The organism is Klebsiella huaxiensis (genome assembly GCF_003261575.2).
In the GTDB taxonomy this organism is placed as follows: domain Bacteria; phylum Pseudomonadota; class Gammaproteobacteria; order Enterobacterales; family Enterobacteriaceae; genus Klebsiella; species Klebsiella huaxiensis.
Window position 1 is genome coordinate 3,611,479 of sequence record NZ_CP036175.1, and the last position, 17,138, is coordinate 3,628,616.

Genomic DNA, 17,138 nt, shown 5'->3' on the forward strand with positions numbered 1-17,138 from the left:
TACGGCTTACTTCACTTTCAACGCCAATGGATTCAACGTCAATTGCTGGTAGGTATCCACCCATGAAGAGTATTTCTCCGGCGCGGCCCACACGCGATAGTGCAAACGCGACATTGTAACCGGATCGCTCAGCAACACCAGACGACGATCGCGATTGAGTTTATCCGGCGTCTCGTTCAATGCCTGTTCGACATGACGTTCACGGGCGATATCCAGAATATGACCATGGCGGTGACGCGCAGTTGCCATTGCCGTTGCCAATGCGTTGAATGATGGATTAAACACGGCATGCATAAAACCATCGTCCAGAGAACGCTGACGATTCAGCGTCAGGTACGCATCGGTATCTTTCAGCACCTGCGGTGGCGAATACTCTTCCGGGATCAGGAATAGCTTACAGCGCTTACTGCGCAGACCTAGCGTGGCACGGCTGGAGAGGGCCGACACGAACGGCGACAGAATCAGCGAAACCACGATCGGCGCCAGCCAGAACAGGAAACGCAGATCCAACCACGCCATACCGACCGCCCAGACCAGGCCCAGCAGCATCTGTGAACCATGGCGCATAAACGCCTCGCCCCACGGAGTCGAGTCATCATCGCGCTGCGGTGAGTTCCAGACCACTTCCCAACCAAGAAACGCACTGACCACAAACACGGTGTGGAACAGCATACGCACCGGCGCCAGCAGTACTGAGAAGAGCACTTCCAACAACAGCGAAAGAGTGACGCGGAGGAATCCACCGTACTCTTTCGAGCCTTTGCACCATACCAGAATGATACTCAGCAACTTCGGCAGGAACAACAACACCATCGTTGACGCAAAAAGCGCGATAGCCAGCTCCGGACGCCACTGCGGCCAGACCGGGAACAGCTGTCGCGGCTGCAGGAAGTATTGCGGTTCGGTCAATGCATGCACCACCTGTAAGGCGGTTGAGAGCGCAAGGAACATAAACCACAGCGGTGCCGACAGATAGGACATGACGCCAGTCAGAAATACCGCGCGGTGAACCGGGTGCATCCCCTTAACCAGGAACAGGCGGAAGTTCATCAGGTTTCCCTGACACCAGCGACGATCGCGCTTCAATTCGTCCAGCAGGTTTGGCGGCAGCTCTTCATAAGAGCCAGGAAGATCGTAGGCAATCCATACCCCCCACCCGGCACGACGCATCAATGCAGCTTCAACAAAGTCGTGCGACAGAATCGAACCTGCGAAGTTACCCTCACCAGGCAACGGTGCCAGGGCACAGTGCTCGATAAACGGTTTTACGCGAATGATAGCGTTATGGCCCCAGTAGTGCGATTCACCTAACTGCCAGAAGTGCAGGCCAGCGGTGAACAACGGGCCATAAACGCGGGTGGCAAACTGCTGGCAGCGAGCGTAGAGCGTATCCATACCGGATGCGCGCGGCGATGACTGGATAATACCGGCATTCGGATTCGCTTCCATCAAGCGCACCAGACCGCTCAGGCATTCACCGCTCATCACGGAGTCGGCATCCAGCACGACCATATAGCTATACTGACTACCCCAGCGGCGGCAGAAGTCATCGATGTTGCCGCTTTTACGTTTCACGCGGCGGCGGCGGCGGCGATAGAATATCTGCCCTTCCCCCTGCACTTCAGCAATCAGCTCCATCCACGCTTTTTGCTCAGCCACGCAAATATCCGGGTTGTAGCTATCGCTGAGAATATAGACGTCAAAGTGCTCAGCATTCCCGGAAGCTTTTACCGATTCCCAGGTTGCGCGCAGACCAGCGAAAACACGATCAACGTCTTCGTTGCAGATAGGCATAATGAGCGCAGTACGATGCTCCGGATTCAGCGCCTCATCACCCACCGTCGAAGCAGAGATACTGTATTTATCACGCCCAATTAGCAGTTGCAGGAAGCCCATCAGCGCCGTCCAGAACCCAGCGGAAACCCAGCAGAAAAGCACGGCGAACAGAATCAGAATCCCCGACTGCAGCACATACGGCAGCAGTTGCATAAAGGAGACCCACAGGTTCTGCCCTACCATATCTGCCGGGTTGATCAGCGCCCAGCCCTGATAAGGCAGAATAGTTTTCATGTACCAGGTCGCCACGACGGTCTGCGCCAGCGTCAACAACAGCAGGATGTAGCGACGAATCGAGCCGACGGTACGCCATTTCTGCTCGCTCTCCTGCTCTTCTTTCGTCAGACGAGAAAGATAGCGTGGGGTGACGTCACGCCCACGCAGCCGGTCCCAGAAGCGCCCGACCGGGTTAGTACGCCAGGGGTCTGGGAACATAGAGGAACGTTTTGCCTTCGGCATCGCATTCAACTGAGTACGCCCTTCGTCATCCTTCATCAACTGGTCACCGGCCAGTGAATCCGGCCAGCTGTGTTCCAGTCGTGATTTTACTGACCCTAGCGGCGAGTCATCTTCACGCTTATAGACATGATGTTCAGCGTCCAGTGCTTCATGTACGGCCTGCAGACTGGCGTCAGGCAACGCGGCTTTTTCTGCATCCGACAGCGGCAATGCGTCGATGTACTTCGTTATCTTATTCATTAGCAGGCAGCTGATAGCTCCAGGTTTCACTCAGCGTCTGATCGGCATTGACCAGCGCAGCACGCATTTCCGTCGTTTTCTTCGGATCTTTTACTTTCACGCGCAAGATCATACGCCAGCCTTTAGTTACCGGATTATAGCGCACCGTATTTTCAACGATTTCAGCGTTATCGCCGATGCTTGCCTGAGCGGTTATCGCGGTGTCAGCGGGCAGTTTTTTCATCTCAGTGCCGGTAAAATCGACGATAAAGGCGATGGTACCATCCGGCTGGCGAATCAGATTCGATTGCTTCACGTCACCAGTGGAACGACGAGTCTGCATCACATACGCGTTATCTGGCGCATGCAGTTTGTCTTCATCGCGACTGAAGGTGATGGTGTATTTGAAGTTCATCTCTTTGCCTGGCTCCGGCAATTGGTCCGGCGTCCAGTAGGTGACGATATTATCGTTGGTCTCGTCATTGGTCGGAATTTCAACCAGTTCGATTTTACCTTTACCCCAGTCGCCTTTTGGCGTGATCCACGCGCTTGGACGCAGGTCGTAGCGATCGTCAAGATCCTCGAAACGAGAGAATTGGCGGCCACGCTGCAGCAGCCCGAAGCCTTGCGGGTTTTCCATCGCATAGCTGCTGACGGCCAGATGTTTTGGATTATTCAGCGGACGCCAGATCCATTCACCATTTCCGGCGAGGATTGAGAGACCGTTGGAATCATGCAGCGCCGGGCGATAGTTGGTCGTCGGAGACGGCTGGTGCGGCCCAAACAGGAACATGCTGGTCAGTGGAGCAACACCCAGCTTGCCTACTTTGTCGCGCAGGTAGACCTTCGATTGCACGTCAACAACAGTGTCGCGGCCCGGCATCACCACAAAGCGATAAGCTCCGGTTGCGCGGGGAGAATCCAGCAGCGCATAAATCGTCAGGCGTTTATCCGTAGCTTTCGGACGTTCAATCCAGAACTCGCGAAAACGCGGGAATTCTTCGCCAGAAGGCAGCGCAGTATCGATAGCAAGTCCACGGGCAGAAAGCCCATATACCTGGCCCTGACCCAGTACGCGGAAGTAGCTTGCTCCGAGCATGCTGACAATTTCGTCGTTCTTATCTTTGCTATTGATCGGATACAGGACTTTAAAGCCAGCAAAGCCCAGGTCTTTAACCGTGTCTTTGTCGTGCTGAACATTACCAAAATTGAAATAATCCGGGTTATATTTAATTTTACGCACGCTGGTGGCAGTCACTTCATTAATGGTGACCGGCGTGTCGAAATACATCCCCTGGTGGTAAAACTCAAGCTTGAACGGGCTTTTAAGATTATTCCAATAGGCTTTATCGTGATTAAACTGAATTTGCTGATAATCCGCATACTTCATATCGCGGAAAGCAGAGGGCAGGTTACTTTTCGGCGCTTCATAGCCTTTGCCAGCTAACGTTTGAGCCTCTTTTGCGACGTCATCAATGCTGAATGCCCATGCAGATGAAGTACACAGGGACAACATTACGGCTGCGCTTAACCAACGCATTTTCATCATCTGTGGTTTATGTTTCATATAAGTAAGCACTTCCCCCTTTGTGTGCTTAAATCGATCCGATCTATTTTAATGGAAACTCAGGCATTCCGACAACATAATCCCTGCATTGTTCGGCCTGGCGGCACAGGGAATAAACAGTTCACTGCCCCGACTGCACTTTGCGTGCTTATCCTGGAGACAGATAACCAGAGTTCATGTAGGGTTGCAGAGAATTTAAAGGTTATCACGTTGAGTGATAAGACGAATTGTCTGAGAATGTAGTGATATTGTATGAATAATACTCCGGTACAGCGTGAATATTTTTTCGATAGCATCCGCGCGTGGCTGATGCTGTTGGGGATACCTTTTCATATCTCGCTCATTTACTCCAGCCACAGCTGGCATGTAAACAGCGTAGAGCCCTCATGGTGGTTGACGTTGTTTAACGATTTCATCCATGCTTTTCGGATGCAGGTCTTCTTTGTGATTTCCGGTTATTTTTCCTACATGCTTTTTCTGCGCTATCCGCTTAAGAAATGGTGGAAAGTGCGCGTTGAGCGCGTAGGCATTCCTATGCTAACCGCCATTCCACTGCTGACCTTGCCGCAGTTTATTATGTTGCAGTACGTCAACGACAAGGCTGGAAACTGGCATACCCTCTCGGGATATGACAAGTTTAACACCCTGGCCTGGGAACTAATTTCACACCTGTGGTTTTTGTTAGTGCTGGTGGTTCTGACGACGCTCGGCGTGGTGATGTTTAAGTGGTTGACGCGTCGACATTCTACCGCTGCGCCAACCTTTGGTGACACCGTCACAATGGGCCAGCTATCGATGATTTTTCTGGCGCTCGGCGTACTTTATGCGGTGATTCGTCGCACCCTGTTTATGGTTTACCCGCCTGTTCTCAGTAATGGCCTGTTCAACTTTATTGTTATGCAGACGCTTTTCTATCTGCCTTTCTTTATTCTTGGCGCCCAGACGTTTATTAACTCTCGCCTGAAAGCGATGTTTACCACCTCATCACCCTGGTGCTTTGTTGGGGCGCTGCTGGGCTTTATCGCCTATCGCCTGAATCAGCAGTATGGGTCTGGCGATGGCTGGATGTATGAAACAGAATACGTCATCACCATGGTTCTTGGCCTTTGGATGGTCAACGTCGTCTTTTCCCTTGGCCACCGGTTGCTAAACTTCCAGTCCACGCGAGTCACCTATTTCGTCAACGCGTCACTCTTTATCTATTTGGTTCACCATCCGCTGACCTTACTCTATGGCGCATGGATAACCCCGGTGATTAAATCGAACACCTTAGGGTTCATTACCGGGCTGGTCTTTGTTGTTGGGATTGCGCTGATTCTGTATGAAATCCATCTGCGAATACCGCTCCTGCGCTTCCTTTTCTCCGGGAAGTTCCAACAAAAAACAGCTAAACCACAGATTTCAGCGGGTTGATAAAGTCAAAAGCTGCCGTCTATTTTGCGTCCGGCAGCTCTACTCTTTCATGAACAACAGATGAAATACGTTGCGGTAAAGCGCCTCCATCGCCGTCTTATCAACTGTCGAGGTCGTTGCCAGTTCACACCGATAGGCTGCGCCTTCAGTTAAGATCGCGATAAATTCACAGGCGACATTAATTTGTTCTGCGCTCATTTCAGGATGATAGTGTCGGGTCAGTCGCCCACCCTCTTCTTTCAGACGACGATCGGCTTGATGCATAATTTCACGCAGGCGGGGATTTCTGGATGCTTCCGCGTTAATTTCCATCAACAGATAATTATCGTTTTTTGTGTCATCGGTCGCTGGGATCACGCCAGCTAAAACTGAGGCCATCCGGACCAAATCATGGTTTCCGGCCACCATCTCGCCAACCCTGGCATTGACGATTTCACTGACGATCGCTTCAACGATCTCTTCTTTGCTGGCAAAGATGCGATACAACTGCCCTACGCTCAGACCTGCCTGACGCGCAATGTCCGCGACGGAGGCACCATGCAGTCCCTTTTCCGCCAAACATTTCTGTGCTGCAGCCACAATTTCCGCACGGCGAATCTGTTGTTTATGCAGTACTTTCCCTTCAGCCACGCGTAAATCTCCAGTGATGATAATTTCCTGCGAATGCGGGAAACTATCATATCTTATTCCTGCAACGGATCTGTATAACGAACTACTGCGTCTGAAGCAATCGGGTATAAATGCCAGCCGTTTCAGCATCGAAACAGACAAAAATGACGCGTTCCAGAGGGTTGTAGCGAGTGAGAAACGCATTTACCGTGCGTACGGCAATTTCTGCCGCAGCGTCTTTAGGATATCCATAAACGCCAGTGCTGATAGCGGGAAATGCAATTGAGCGATAGTTATTTGCTGAAGCCAGCAGCAGGCTATTTTTATAAGCGTCTGCCAGCAACTCTGCCTCCTGCCTGTCGCCGCCGCGCCAAACTGGCCCTACGGTGTGAATGACCGCGCTGGCAGGTAGATTTCCTGCGACGGTAATGACTGCATGACCTGGAGGGCATTCTCCCTGCTGTTGAAGCACTATTTTACAGGCGGCCAGCAGTTCAGGGCCGGCAGCGCGATGAATCGCGCCGTCTACCCCACCGCCGCCGAGCAATGAAGGATTTGCGGCGTTGACGATAACATCGACCGCAAGCGTTGTAATGTCGCCGAGAATAACCTCAGGTTGAACAGCCATTTCCCCTCCTGCCGGCATACGTCTAAAGATAAATACTTGAGGATAATATGGCATGATAGCCCCCAGGACGAAAGCCTGGGGGCAGACTGTTACCGATAATCAACGTCGAGAATTGCAAGGGTGTGTTGCGGATTAATGTATCTTAACTTCGCCGAGCGGATGTTTTCGTTATGAATATTTCCATTTTCAAGCTGCTGAGCCGAGATCCGTACCGTCTTCGCCCTGGGGCAATCCATAACAACTCGATTGCCTGTTGCATTAAGTTGGCAAGGTGCTTCTACAACCTGCCCGTAGAAATGGATGACACCAGCCTGCACCTGCTCCGCCATGGCCGGGCTAAATAACGTGGGTAAAACACACAAAGCGGCAACTAACGCGCATTTGTATTTTTTCATGATAAAACTCCTCTGCATTTCTGCATAGCTATCAAAAAGCACAAGCCATCCATGAGTGCATTGGGTCATTTTTATTTACAAAGACACATTTATATTAACAAAACAAAAACAAATTTATTCAATTTACATCAATTTTGTTAACAAAATCGATTCACTGACTGACGGTACAGTGGCTCAAGAACGTGTAGACGGGAGGGAGGTTTAATGAAAGGAATGCCGGGCACAAAAAAACAGGACCTGAAGCCCTGTTTTAAGGTAAATCGTGTAATTTATACCCGTCATACTTCAAGTTGCATATGCGTTGGCTACGTGCGTTCACCCGAATCACTTACTTGAGTAAGCTCATCGGGACTCTCTTACTTGCCGCCTGCCTGCAACTCGAATTATTTAGGGTATATACGTGATTAGCTGTTTTCGTTAGCCAGTGATTTATTTTTCGCGGCTCGCGCCGCCAGCCACAGCCCGCTATTTTTCATGGCGTAGCCAAAGACCAGGCCCAATGCCAGCGAAGGTACCGCCAAACGCCAGTCGCCGTTGGTCGCAAACGTCGCGCATGCACCAATAAACGTACCGGGTACGAAGGAGAGCAGCAGCTGACGCGCTTGTATGCACATCAGAAACGCCACGATACCTGTCATAACATAGCTCAGGATTTCCAACTGTGGCGCCAGCGCGCTGCCATAAATAATCACCAGCGCCCATATCACGCCGCTCATGACCGTGCAGGCGGAAATGAGCAGCCCTTTCAGCCCACCTTGCGGACAAGCAAAGTAAGCGGTGCAGCCGAGGAAACCCGCCCAGCTCAGCAGGCCAAGCGCGACAGCCACCCATCCCCAAATTCCGGAGAGAATGCCAGTCGTTAATGCGATTGCGAAGAGTATGTTCATAGTGCGCATCATAGCAGATACGCACCTGGCAAATGCGACATAGAACACATTATGTAAGATATGTGATTTTTCGTTGCACTAAATTTGTGACTTTTATCACAAATTATTATTCATTTTCTTCCTGCAGCTCATCCCACATTGCAGAGAGAGCTTCGCGGGTCAGCGGTGCCATAGTACGCCAGAATGGCGTAGTCGCATGCGCTTCAACTTTACCAAGGAAGGCCCCACACCACGGCAGAATATAGTCGGCAAACAACGTTTCCAGAGTCTCGCTTTCATCCTCAGTGACATGATCTTCCAGCCATGAGGCAGCCAGCAGCAGCGATCCGATATGATCCGTTGCGCTTTCTCCGGTTGGGATCCCATGTGCACTCAGAAAACCACGAACTTCAGCTTCTGTCGCCCCTTCCACCCATGCGCTACGGTAAGGCGCAACGCTGCACTCTTCACCAACAAACAGGGCATTATATTCAGCGGCCAGCGACTGCATATCACAACTCTTTTGCAGACGCTCCAGCAGCTCATCCTGCTCCAGCGGCCAGCTCGCCGCCAGCTTCCCTTCACGAATAAGGGTAAACAGCGGGACCAGCAGCGGGTCCTGCGGCTGACGGTTGTACAGTGAACCCAGCACGCGGCAGAGGATAGAAAACTCGTTCATTCATTTCTTCCAGTTATTCAAATTAAAGTTCAGCAAATTCAGGGATCGCCGCCATTCCTCGTGATTCAAGGAAATCAAGCATACGCCGAGGTGTCACGTTAAGAATGCGATCCTCCGGGAAATCAACGGCATCAAGGATCTTACGGCATTCGGTAAATTCGCCCAGCGTGAATGCGGTATGGGAATCCGACCCCAGCGCAACCCAGCCTCCGGCATCACGCACGGCCTGCGCGACGGCACGGCAATTATCTTCACTTCCAATGCGCGATGAGACAAAAGATGAGTTATTGATCTCCAGCGCAACATGGTATTTCGCCGCCGCAGCAGCAATGGCCGGGATATCAACGGGGAATTTGGGATTACCGGGATGGCTAATAATATGCACTGCGCCGCTGGCCATGGTGGCGATCATCGCCTCCGTATGGGTCGCTTTATCCTGAGGCGGGAACACCGGCTCGTGGAAACCTGCAATAATCAGGTCCAGAGAGGTGAGCATTGGACCGGTACAGTCTATTTCGCCCTGTGTGTTTTTGATGTTGGCTTCAATGCCGCGCAGAATGCCAATACCATCCACCAGCCGCGGCCAGATGCGCATGTTGATGAAATGCCAGTAATGTGGCGCATCAGCCATATCAGGGCCATGGTCGGTAATGGCAAAGAGTTTGATCCCCTTGCGCTTTGCTTCGGCAATATAATCGTGCAGGGTACTGTAAGCGTGGGTGCTGGCAATGGTATGCATGTGCAGGTCAACAGGATACATCACATTCTCCTTCTCTGTTTGTGGCAAGAATAGCAGGAATATGCGCTCATGATCAGCAAAAACCCCGCCGCAGCGGGGTTATCTCTTAGTATCCTCGCTGGCGATCGACCTGCCCGCTTACCGTTTCGCCTCGTTCCAGCTGGACGATAGTTCCTGCAATATAAGCAATGGCTTCCTGAGGCCGAGTGACAGCTGCAACATGAGGCGTCATCGCAACCCGCGGATGCGCCCAAAGCGGGCTCTCTTTCGGTAATGGTTCGCGGCTGAACACATCGAGCATAGCTCCTTTAAGCTTACCGCTATCCAGCGCCACCAGCAGATCGTCTTCAACCACATGAACTCCACGCGCCAGATTCAGCACATAGCTATTATCCGGAAGCTGCGCCAACAGCGTTTTATCAATAATGCCAACAGTTTCCGCAGTGTTAGGCAACAGGTTAATCAGCACGCGAGTGCTGCTCAGAAATTCGCCCAGTTCTTCTGCTCCAGCAAAACTCGTCACCTGCGGCCAGGACTTACGGCTACGGCTCCAACTGCGCAGCGGAAAGCCCCACGCTTGCAGCCCTTCTGCCACTTTAGCGCCTAGCACGCCCGCGCCCATAATCCCGATAGTAAACTCCTCGCGAGGATACTCATCCAGGGGCTGCCAGCGGGCTTCCTGCTTTAATGCCAGGTAATCATCAAAACGACGGAACCAGTGCAGAACCTGGCTCACAGCATATTCTTGCATCTGCAAGCCCATGCCGGTGTCTTCCAGACGGAATAACGGAATCGACAGCGGCAGCATTTCCGGATGTTCCCGCAGCTTGCTAAGGATTGAATCGACGCCAGCGCCAAGGGCAAAGACCGCCTTTAAGTCACGCCCTTGCAACATTTCTACCGGAGGATGCCAGACCAGCGCATAGTCGGCGGATTGGTTATCACCCGGTTTCCACTCGCGCACTCGCGAACCGGGCAGTTGCTTCTCCAACTCCGTAATCCAGTACGAAGTGTCAAACGTCGGGTGGTAAAAAATAATCTCCATGATGACTCCTGATAGCCGACGCCTTAGGCAGGTTACGTTAGCGTCGTGTTTTATTCATTGTTTTCTATTGGTTTGTCAGCATAGCAAATTTCGTCTGGCTATCGTGTTAAAAAAGAAATGGTGACAAAAAAAACGATTCTCGCGCATTTAGAAGGCAAGTTGCTTGAAGTTTGGCTAAACGCACGTTTTTTTAAAAAAGTTGATTGACGAGACTTACGTATTTCCCTAAATTAGCGCCCGTTCCCGGCAGCAACGGGAATGACAATATGGTGAGGTGTCCGAGTGGCTGAAGGAGCACGCCTGGAAAGTGTGTATACGGCAACGTATCGGGGGTTCGAATCCCCCCCTCACCGCCATATTTTAAGAAAGAGCTCGTACGCAAGTACGGGCTTTTTTTTCATATGTTGCACCCCACCGGGGGGGATGAGAAGCCCCGACCGGGGTTCGACAACTGGCGCATCCAGTTGGACAGATGACGAGCCTGCGAGGAAGCTGCCCGCAGGGCGAGCGAAGCGAGTCAATCCCCCCCTCACCGCCATATTTTAAGAAGAGCTCGTACGCAAGTACGGGCTTTTTTTCGCTTGCAGTCACCCAGCCGAGGTGCAACTAAGTTCTGACAACAACTAATCTTCTTCCATCCGCTGATACTCTTCGCTCAGAAAGTCAACCAGCGCCCTGACCGACGGCAGCAGTCCACGACGAGAAGCAAAAACCGCATGGATCACCTCCCTGCGCGGTTGCCACTCATCAAGCACAACCACCAGTTCCCCTGCCGCCAGCTGATCGCGCACCATTAATAAAGGAAGCTGCACCACACCAACTCCGGCAACCGCCGCTTCTCGCAGCGCCAGCATATCCGTTGTCACCATCCGGGGAGTGAAATAGACCTCCGCCCGCGCGCCCTCGGGACCGGTTAGTTGCCAGTGATGTTGATGTTTTCCTGCACCGATACTTAACCCCGGCCATTCGCTGAGTTCAGACGGTGCCTGGGGCACGCCCAGCCGCTCAACTAATGTTGGACTCGCCACCAGCCGATGTCCACGGTCGGCCAATACGCGCATCACCAGATCGCTATCTTCTATAGGCCTTGGCCGCACGCGAATAGCCACATCGACGCCTTCCCCCACTACATCAACCCGTCGGTTCGTCGCTTCCAATAATAGCGTTACCCCCGGATGACGCTGCATAAACCTCGCCAGCATCGGGCCGATGTGCACATGCAAAAGCGTCACCGGGCAGGTCAGCCTCACGCTGCCGCACGGCTCTGAACGCAGCGTTTCCACCGCCTGTTCAGCCGCCTCCGCCTCTATCAACATCGCTTTGCAGTGTTGATAAAAGGTTTGTCCGACCTCGGTCACCGCAAACTGCCGGGTAGTACGCTGAATCAGACGCACCCCGAGACGTTCTTCAAGCTGAGCAATCCGGCGGCTTAATTTTGATTTAGGCTGATCGAGCGCTCTTCCTGCCGCAGCAAAACCACCGTGATCGACCACCTGGACAAACCAGGCTAAATCGTTGAGATCCTGCATCCTTCCTCCATCGTTCCATTTTTAGAACAGTATAGGCCATTTTCACTATCTACCGGGCAATTAGAACTGAATATATGCTTATTCACATCAGAAACAGACATGCAGGAGACCACCATGAAACAGATTACTGGCATCTATACCGCCCCCTCGCAGCACTGGGTAGGCGACGGTTTCCCGGTTCGTTCGATGTTCTCTTATCAGACTCACGGCGAACAGCTAAGCCCCTTCCTGCTGCTTGACTATGCTGGCCCGCACCACTTCCCGGCTGGGACAGAGAAACGCGGCGTTGGTGAGCATCCGCATCGCGGATTTGAAACCGTCACCGTCGTTTATTCAGGGGAAGTAGAGCACCGAGATTCAACCGGTCGGGGCGGCGTTATTGGCCCCGGTGATGTGCAGTGGATGACGGCAGGTGCCGGAATACTGCACGAAGAGTTCCACTCGGAGAATTTCACCCGAACCGGCGGCGAGCTGAAAATGATTCAGCTCTGGGTCAACCTTCCGGCCAAAGACAAGATGACGCATCCGGGATACCAGAGCATCACCACTGATGCGATCCCTGACGTTGCTCTGGCGGATAACGCGGGTCGTATGCGGGTCATTGCGGGCCGCTACGGCGATGTTGTCGGACCGGCGCATACCTTTTCGCCGCTCAATGTCTGGGACCTGCAGCTTAATCAGGGTCAGGACATAACGCTGCATCAGCCCGATGGCTGGAGCACCGCACTGGTCGTGCTGGAAGGTGAAGTTAAGGTGAACGGAGAGGGAAGCGCTCGTGAAGGCCAACTGGTGGTGCTCAGCCAGAAAGGGGAATCACTCCACCTTGAGGTGAGTTCCAACGCAAAAGTCCTGCTGATGGCCGGCGAGCCACTACAGGAACCAATTGTCGGTTACGGCCCATTTGTGATGAATACCAAAGCGCAAATCGCGGAAGCCGTTCGTGATTTTAACAGCGGCCGCTTCGGCCAAATCTAATATTACAGAGGTGAATAGTATGTCGACTCCAGCTAACTTTAACGGTTCTCGTCCGGTGATTGACGTGAATGATACCGCCATGTTGTTGATTGACCATCAGAGCGGCCTGTTTCAAACCGTCGGCGACATGCCGATGCCGGAGCTGCGCGCCCGCGCAGCTGCGTTGGCAAAAATGGCGTCATTAGCAGGGATCCCGGTGATCACCACGGCATCAGTCCCGCAGGGGCCAAACGGCCCGCTGATCCCCGAGATTCATGAAAATGCGCCCCATGCAAAATATATTGCGCGCAAAGGTGAGATCAACGCCTGGGATAACCCGGAATTCGTTGATGCGGTAAAAGCAACCGGGCGTAAGACGCTGATTATTGCCGGTACGATTACCAGCGTTTGCATGGCGTTCCCGTCCATTGCCGCCGTTGCCGATGGTTATAAGGTCTTCGCCGTGATTGACGCTTCCGGTACCTACAGCAAAATGGCGCAGGAAATCACCCTCGCCCGCGTGGTTCAGGCAGGCGTGGTGCCAATGGATACCGCCGCAGTCGCTTCCGAGCTACAGCGTACCTGGAATCGCCCGGATGCCGCAGAGTGGGCTGAGGTTTATACCAAAATCTTCCCGGCATACCAGTTACTGATCGAGAGCTACGCCAAAGCGCAGGACGTGGTGAAAAACAACGAACGGCTTGATTCACAGCGTTAAAATGCCTGCCCTGCCGCCCGTCGGCGGGGTAGTGTTCATTGCTTGACCGAACGGTAAAGAAAGAGTAAATACTGCTTGACCGTTTTAGCGCAACTCCCTATAGTAGCGCCCCGTTGCCCACCTAAGGTGAGCAGCGAAACAATATGGTGAGGTGTCCGAGTGGCTGAAGGAGCACGCCTGGAAAGTGTGTATACGGCAACGTATCGGGGGTTCGAATCCCCCCCTCACCGCCATATTTTAAGAAGAGCTCGTACGCAAGTACGGGCTTTTTTTTTCGCATGTTGCACCCCACCGGGGGGATGAGAAGCCCCGACCGGGGTTCGACAACTGGCGCAGCCAGTTGGACAGACCGCGAACGCAGTAAGCGGGCTGCCCCGAAGGGGCGAGCGTAGCGAGTCAATCCCCCCCCTCACCGCCATATTTTAAGAAAGAGCTCGTACGCAAGTACGGGCTTTTTTTCGCCTGTTGCACCATCCAGAAACTGCATTCGGCCTACTATCACCCGCAACTCTCCGCATGCTACTTTTATATACCCATATAAAAGATGGACATCCAAATGAGCACCATTGCAGTTATTGTTCTGACTTACGTTAAACCGTTAGATGAAGTTGACGCGCAGCTTGCTGCACACGTGGAATGGCTTAAAAAAGGCTACGCTGACGGATTGTTTCTTGCTTCAGGGCGTAAGATCCCCAGATCTGGCGGAGTCATTCTGGCAAAAGGTGATGACATGGATTTGCTACGGACCTGGCTGAGTCAGGATCCGTTCCAGCAATCGGGCGTCGCGAAAGTCGATATTATTCCTTTCGAAGCCACGATGACCGCTCCCCCGCTGCAGAACTTGCTTTAAACCAGCAAAATCAAAGCCCGGTTTCCCGGGCTTTGCAGACTCAAAAATAATCAGTAGTAGGCTTTAAGCGCACGCTGGCAAAGCGTTGAACGTACGCAGTCATCGGTCGTGAAGCGCACCACCCCAACCATCTCATCTTCTTCAAAACGCGCCAGCGCATCGACCAGGCCAGACCTTACGCCAGAGGGTAAATCACACTGGGTAATGTCGCCATTGACGATAACCGTCACGTTCTCCCCGAGGCGGGTCAAAAACATTTTCATTTGCGCAGCGGTCACGTTCTGAGCCTCGTCCAGAATCACGACTGCATTTTCAAATGTACGTCCGCGCATATAAGCGAACGGCGCGATTTCCACCTTGCCGATTTCCGGACGCAGGCAGTATTGCATAAAGGAAGCGCCCAACCTCTTCACCAGCACGTCATAAACCGGTCGAAAGTAGGGAGCGAATTTCTCGGCGATATCTCCCGGTAAGAAGCCGAGATCTTCGTCGGCTTGCAGAACGGGACGGGTAACAATAATTCTGTCCACATCCTTATGGATCAAGGCTTCAGCTGCTTTTGCCGCACTAATCCAGGTCTTCCCGCACCCGGCCTCGCCTGTCGCAAAGATCAGCTGTTTATTGTCGATGGCATTCAAATAATGCGCCTGAGCGTCATTGCGCGCTTCAATTGGCGATGCATCGCGACTATCCCGCGCCATACCAATTGCTTCTACGCCACTCATTTGCACAAGCGATGTGACCGATTCTTCTTCGCGCTGTTTATGGCTGCGCGAATCCTGTCTCAGCACACGTTTGGCCTCACGACGAGCTTTGGTCACTGCTTTTTGTCTTCCCATGGATAGCACCTTGCGTTGTTGGTTTACATCACACGCGTCAACATCGACGCGATTATGCGCACGAACGATTGAGGTTTGGCTTCCTTGTAAGCCATTGCTTGCCTGTCGAATTGACAACGGGTCACGGCTACGCGCACCGCGCACCCTGTCTGGGTTCGAGTTTTCTGTTGTAGTGGAGGATAAATTTGAGGTGTGAGAATCGCGGCCGGAAGTGTGGCCCCCGTGCTGAGAAGTACGGTATGAGTTTTGACGTTTTCCGTTACAGCAATCGGGCATTCGCGATCTCCATAGTGAAACGACATCACTGCCGGGAACTACCGCGTCTTTAATAAGTACATCAAAAATAATTCTTAATGCAACTTATTTTTCACATAAAGACAACAAATAATTCTCATTGCAGCTGAGAGGAGTTTCCGACATTAAGATTACAGAAAAATTAAACAAGGCAGGAAATACAAAAAAGGAATGGAAAAACAGCAGAAAACGCCCTGCCCTTACGGGCAGGAGCTTCAGGCTTCGAGCAGCGATTGCCCGAGATAGTGCTGACTATCGATAACTCCCGGCAGAACAAAGAAATAGCCCCCGCCGATCGGCTTAACGTACTCTTCCAGCGCTTCTCCGTTCAGACGCTTTTGCACCGTCAGAAAGCCTTTTTCCAGATCGTGCTGATAGCAGACAAACAGCAACCCCATATCCAGCTGGCCTGAGTTCGTCACTCCCAGAGAATAGCTATATCCCCGGCGCATCATCAGGCTGGACTCGGTCTCCGGCGTGCGCGGATTGGCCAGACGAATATGACTATCGAGTGCAATAGTATCGCCATCCGGGTCCTTGCTGTAATCCGGCGCGTCGTGCTCGTGCTGCATCCCCAGCGGAGCACCGGTCTGTTTATCGCGACCAAAAATCGTCTGCTGCTCTTTAAGCGGAGTGCGATCCCAGAACTCGACATGAAACTGAATAATTCGCGCCGCCTGATAGCTACCGCCCGTCGCCCAGGCAGGCTCCCCCTGGTCGGTGGTAACCCACACCACTTTATCCATCAGCGCGTGATCGGTACTGACAGGATTAGCGGTGCCGTCTTTAAAGCCCAGCAGATTAACCGGCGTCTCTTTACCTTTACTACGCGCAGCGCTATCGGAGATAAATCCCTCCCGCTTCCAGCGAACGCTCAGCAGATCCGGCGTGTGCTTAATCACATCCCGCAGTGCATGAATCACCGTATCCTGAGTATTGGCGCAAATTTGCAGCATCAGGTCGCCGTGGCACAGCGCCGCATCCAGCGAATCATTCGGAAAACGCGTCATCTGCTGTAGCTTTTTCGGCACGTTATTGGCCAGGCCAAAACGTTCGTCAAACAGCGAATGACCCACAGATACCGTCATGGTCAGATTATCCGGGGCAATCCACGGCCCCAATATTCCGGAATCCATCGGCGGCAAACGCGGATTTGGCGTCTCCGGTGCAGGACCACCTTTGGTCAAAAAGGCAATACGTTGAGTCAGCAGGCGAAATAACCGCTCCAGATCCGCTTTATCACTGGCAAGCACGTCGAAAGCGACAATCATCATCGAAGCCTGCTGTGGCGTCAGTACACCGGCCTGATGCGGACCATAAAACGGCTGCGCTTCCATGCGCGCGTTTGGCGACAATGTCCCCGGAGAGCTGTTGTCTTTTGCCGCATGCGCCACCGGACAGCCGCCGCTGATAGCCAGCGCGCCGCCAAGCGCGCCAATCCCTTTTAAAAGCCGGCGCCGTGACGGCTCATTCACATCATTATTTTGCTCTGCCATCGA

Annotated in this window: 16 protein-coding genes, 2 tRNA genes and 1 other RNA gene; 7 read left to right on the plus strand and 12 right to left on the minus strand. The window is 52.7% G+C overall.

The window, feature by feature from the left end; all coding sequences use genetic code 11:
- Nucleotides 1-6: 6 nt before the first annotated feature.
- On the minus strand, nucleotides 7-2,535 hold the full coding sequence (mdoH, locus tag DA718_RS17415; RefSeq protein WP_112217199.1) for a glucans biosynthesis glucosyltransferase MdoH: 2,529 nt from the start codon (nucleotides 2,533-2,535) through the stop codon (nucleotides 7-9).
- Complete coding sequence (gene mdoG, locus DA718_RS17420; protein ID WP_112217198.1) at nucleotides 2,528-4,081, minus strand: glucans biosynthesis protein MdoG; 1,554 nt, start codon at nucleotides 4,079-4,081, stop codon at nucleotides 2,528-2,530. Before mdoG ends, mdoH begins: the two co-directional genes overlap by 8 nt.
- Before the next feature lie 252 nt (nucleotides 4,082-4,333).
- Between mdoG and mdoC the strand changes: the two genes are divergently transcribed.
- A complete protein-coding gene (gene mdoC / locus DA718_RS17425) occupies nucleotides 4,334-5,494 on the plus strand; it encodes a glucans biosynthesis protein MdoC (protein ID WP_112217197.1) in 1,161 nt (386 codons plus the stop codon).
- A 39-nt stretch (nucleotides 5,495-5,533) separates the two neighbouring features.
- Here mdoC and DA718_RS17430 read toward each other — a convergent pair whose 3' ends face one another.
- The 7 genes from DA718_RS17430 to ghrA form a co-directional block, all read right to left on the minus strand.
- A complete protein-coding gene (locus DA718_RS17430; RefSeq protein ID WP_112217196.1) occupies nucleotides 5,534-6,124 on the minus strand; it encodes a TetR/AcrR family transcriptional regulator in 591 nt (196 codons plus the stop codon).
- Between the two features lie 82 nt (nucleotides 6,125-6,206).
- The gene (gene ymdB / locus DA718_RS17435; protein WP_112217195.1) at nucleotides 6,207-6,731 is read right to left on the minus strand and encodes an O-acetyl-ADP-ribose deacetylase; all 525 of its coding nucleotides are present in this window, start codon (nucleotides 6,729-6,731) and stop codon (nucleotides 6,207-6,209) included.
- Between the two features lie 89 nt (nucleotides 6,732-6,820).
- On the minus strand, nucleotides 6,821-7,126 hold the full coding sequence (locus DA718_RS17440; protein WP_112217194.1) for a type 1 fimbrial protein: 306 nt from the start codon (nucleotides 7,124-7,126) through the stop codon (nucleotides 6,821-6,823).
- A gap of 404 nt (nucleotides 7,127-7,530) precedes the next feature.
- Entirely contained in the window at nucleotides 7,531-8,013 is a 483-nt protein-coding gene (locus DA718_RS17445) for a DUF1097 domain-containing protein (RefSeq protein ID WP_112217429.1), read from the minus strand.
- Between the two features lie 106 nt (nucleotides 8,014-8,119).
- The gene (locus DA718_RS17450; protein WP_112217428.1) at nucleotides 8,120-8,671 is read right to left on the minus strand and encodes a TorD/DmsD family molecular chaperone; all 552 of its coding nucleotides are present in this window, start codon (nucleotides 8,669-8,671) and stop codon (nucleotides 8,120-8,122) included.
- A gap of 22 nt (nucleotides 8,672-8,693) precedes the next feature.
- The gene (locus DA718_RS17455) at nucleotides 8,694-9,431 is read right to left on the minus strand and encodes a phosphatase (protein WP_167492786.1); all 738 of its coding nucleotides are present in this window, start codon (nucleotides 9,429-9,431) and stop codon (nucleotides 8,694-8,696) included.
- Between the two features lie 85 nt (nucleotides 9,432-9,516).
- Complete coding sequence (gene ghrA / locus DA718_RS17460; protein ID WP_112217426.1) at nucleotides 9,517-10,455, minus strand: glyoxylate/hydroxypyruvate reductase GhrA; 939 nt, start codon at nucleotides 10,453-10,455, stop codon at nucleotides 9,517-9,519.
- Nucleotides 10,456-10,723: 268 nt separating this feature from the next.
- Here ghrA and DA718_RS17465 point away from each other — a divergent pair.
- Together DA718_RS17465 and DA718_RS17470 are read left to right on the plus strand one after the other, a co-directional pair.
- Nucleotides 10,724-10,811 (plus strand) — tRNA-Ser (locus DA718_RS17465).
- A gap of 46 nt (nucleotides 10,812-10,857) precedes the next feature.
- Nucleotides 10,858-10,993: non-coding RNA, RtT sRNA (locus DA718_RS17470), on the plus strand.
- 85 nt (nucleotides 10,994-11,078) lie between these two features.
- Here DA718_RS17470 and DA718_RS17475 read toward each other — a convergent pair.
- Nucleotides 11,079-11,984, minus strand: a complete 906-nt coding sequence (locus DA718_RS17475) for a LysR family transcriptional regulator (RefSeq protein ID WP_112217430.1) — start codon at nucleotides 11,982-11,984, stop codon at nucleotides 11,079-11,081.
- A gap of 114 nt (nucleotides 11,985-12,098) precedes the next feature.
- Here DA718_RS17475 and DA718_RS17480 point away from each other — a divergent pair, with 114 nt between their 5' ends.
- The 4 genes from DA718_RS17480 (at nucleotide 12,099) to DA718_RS17500 (ending at nucleotide 14,506) form a co-directional block, all read left to right on the plus strand.
- The gene (locus tag DA718_RS17480) at nucleotides 12,099-12,959 is read left to right on the plus strand and encodes a pirin family protein (protein WP_112217431.1); all 861 of its coding nucleotides are present in this window, start codon (nucleotides 12,099-12,101) and stop codon (nucleotides 12,957-12,959) included.
- Between the two features lie 19 nt (nucleotides 12,960-12,978).
- Nucleotides 12,979-13,656 carry an isochorismatase family protein gene (locus DA718_RS17485; protein ID WP_112217432.1) on the plus strand — a complete coding sequence of 226 codons (678 nt, stop codon included), beginning with the start codon at nucleotides 12,979-12,981 and terminating at the stop codon, nucleotides 13,654-13,656.
- A gap of 145 nt (nucleotides 13,657-13,801) precedes the next feature.
- Nucleotides 13,802-13,889, plus strand: a tRNA-Ser gene (locus tag DA718_RS17490).
- Between the two features lie 323 nt (nucleotides 13,890-14,212).
- Nucleotides 14,213-14,506 carry a YciI family protein gene (locus DA718_RS17500; RefSeq protein ID WP_112215176.1) on the plus strand — a complete coding sequence of 98 codons (294 nt, stop codon included), beginning with the start codon at nucleotides 14,213-14,215 and terminating at the stop codon, nucleotides 14,504-14,506.
- Nucleotides 14,507-14,556: 50 nt separating this feature from the next.
- Here DA718_RS17500 and phoH read toward each other — a convergent pair whose 3' ends face one another.
- Nucleotides 14,557-15,345 (minus strand): phosphate starvation-inducible protein PhoH, encoded by a 789-nt coding sequence (phoH, locus tag DA718_RS17505; protein WP_181421921.1) that lies wholly within the window; start codon nucleotides 15,343-15,345, stop codon nucleotides 14,557-14,559.
- 509 nt (nucleotides 15,346-15,854) lie between these two features.
- Nucleotides 15,855-17,135 carry an iron uptake transporter deferrochelatase/peroxidase subunit gene (gene efeB / locus DA718_RS17510; protein ID WP_112215178.1) on the minus strand — a complete coding sequence of 427 codons (1,281 nt, stop codon included), beginning with the start codon at nucleotides 17,133-17,135 and terminating at the stop codon, nucleotides 15,855-15,857.
- Nucleotides 17,136-17,138 lie beyond the last annotated feature (3 nt).

What these genes read in the sequence shown, in the direction of transcription:
- mdoH (WP_112217199.1), bottom strand. Translation starts at nt 2,535, where the DNA reads ATGAATAAGATAACGAAGTACATCGACGCATTGCCGCTGTCGGATGCA.
- mdoG (WP_112217198.1), bottom strand. Translation starts at nt 4,081, where the DNA reads ATGAAACATAAACCACAGATGATGAAAATGCGTTGGTTAAGCGCAGCC.
- mdoC (WP_112217197.1), top strand. Translation starts at nt 4,334, where the DNA reads ATGAATAATACTCCGGTACAGCGTGAATATTTTTTCGATAGCATCCGC.
- ymdB (WP_112217195.1), bottom strand. Translation starts at nt 6,731, where the DNA reads ATGGCTGTTCAACCTGAGGTTATTCTCGGCGACATTACAACGCTTGCG.
- DA718_RS17440 (WP_112217194.1), bottom strand. Translation starts at nt 7,126, where the DNA reads ATGAAAAAATACAAATGCGCGTTAGTTGCCGCTTTGTGTGTTTTACCC.
- DA718_RS17445 (WP_112217429.1), bottom strand. Translation starts at nt 8,013, where the DNA reads ATGAACATACTCTTCGCAATCGCATTAACGACTGGCATTCTCTCCGGA.
- DA718_RS17450 (WP_112217428.1), bottom strand. Translation starts at nt 8,671, where the DNA reads ATGAACGAGTTTTCTATCCTCTGCCGCGTGCTGGGTTCACTGTACAAC.
- DA718_RS17455 (WP_167492786.1), bottom strand. Translation starts at nt 9,431, where the DNA reads ATGTATCCTGTTGACCTGCACATGCATACCATTGCCAGCACCCACGCT.
- ghrA (WP_112217426.1), bottom strand. Translation starts at nt 10,455, where the DNA reads ATGGAGATTATTTTTTACCACCCGACGTTTGACACTTCGTACTGGATT.
- DA718_RS17475 (WP_112217430.1), bottom strand. Translation starts at nt 11,984, where the DNA reads ATGCAGGATCTCAACGATTTAGCCTGGTTTGTCCAGGTGGTCGATCAC.
- DA718_RS17480 (WP_112217431.1), top strand. Translation starts at nt 12,099, where the DNA reads ATGAAACAGATTACTGGCATCTATACCGCCCCCTCGCAGCACTGGGTA.
- DA718_RS17485 (WP_112217432.1), top strand. Translation starts at nt 12,979, where the DNA reads ATGTCGACTCCAGCTAACTTTAACGGTTCTCGTCCGGTGATTGACGTG.
- DA718_RS17500 (WP_112215176.1), top strand. Translation starts at nt 14,213, where the DNA reads ATGAGCACCATTGCAGTTATTGTTCTGACTTACGTTAAACCGTTAGAT.
- phoH (WP_181421921.1), bottom strand. Translation starts at nt 15,345, where the DNA reads ATGGGAAGACAAAAAGCAGTGACCAAAGCTCGTCGTGAGGCCAAACGT.
- efeB (WP_112215178.1), bottom strand. Translation starts at nt 17,135, where the DNA reads ATGGCAGAGCAAAATAATGATGTGAATGAGCCGTCACGGCGCCGGCTT.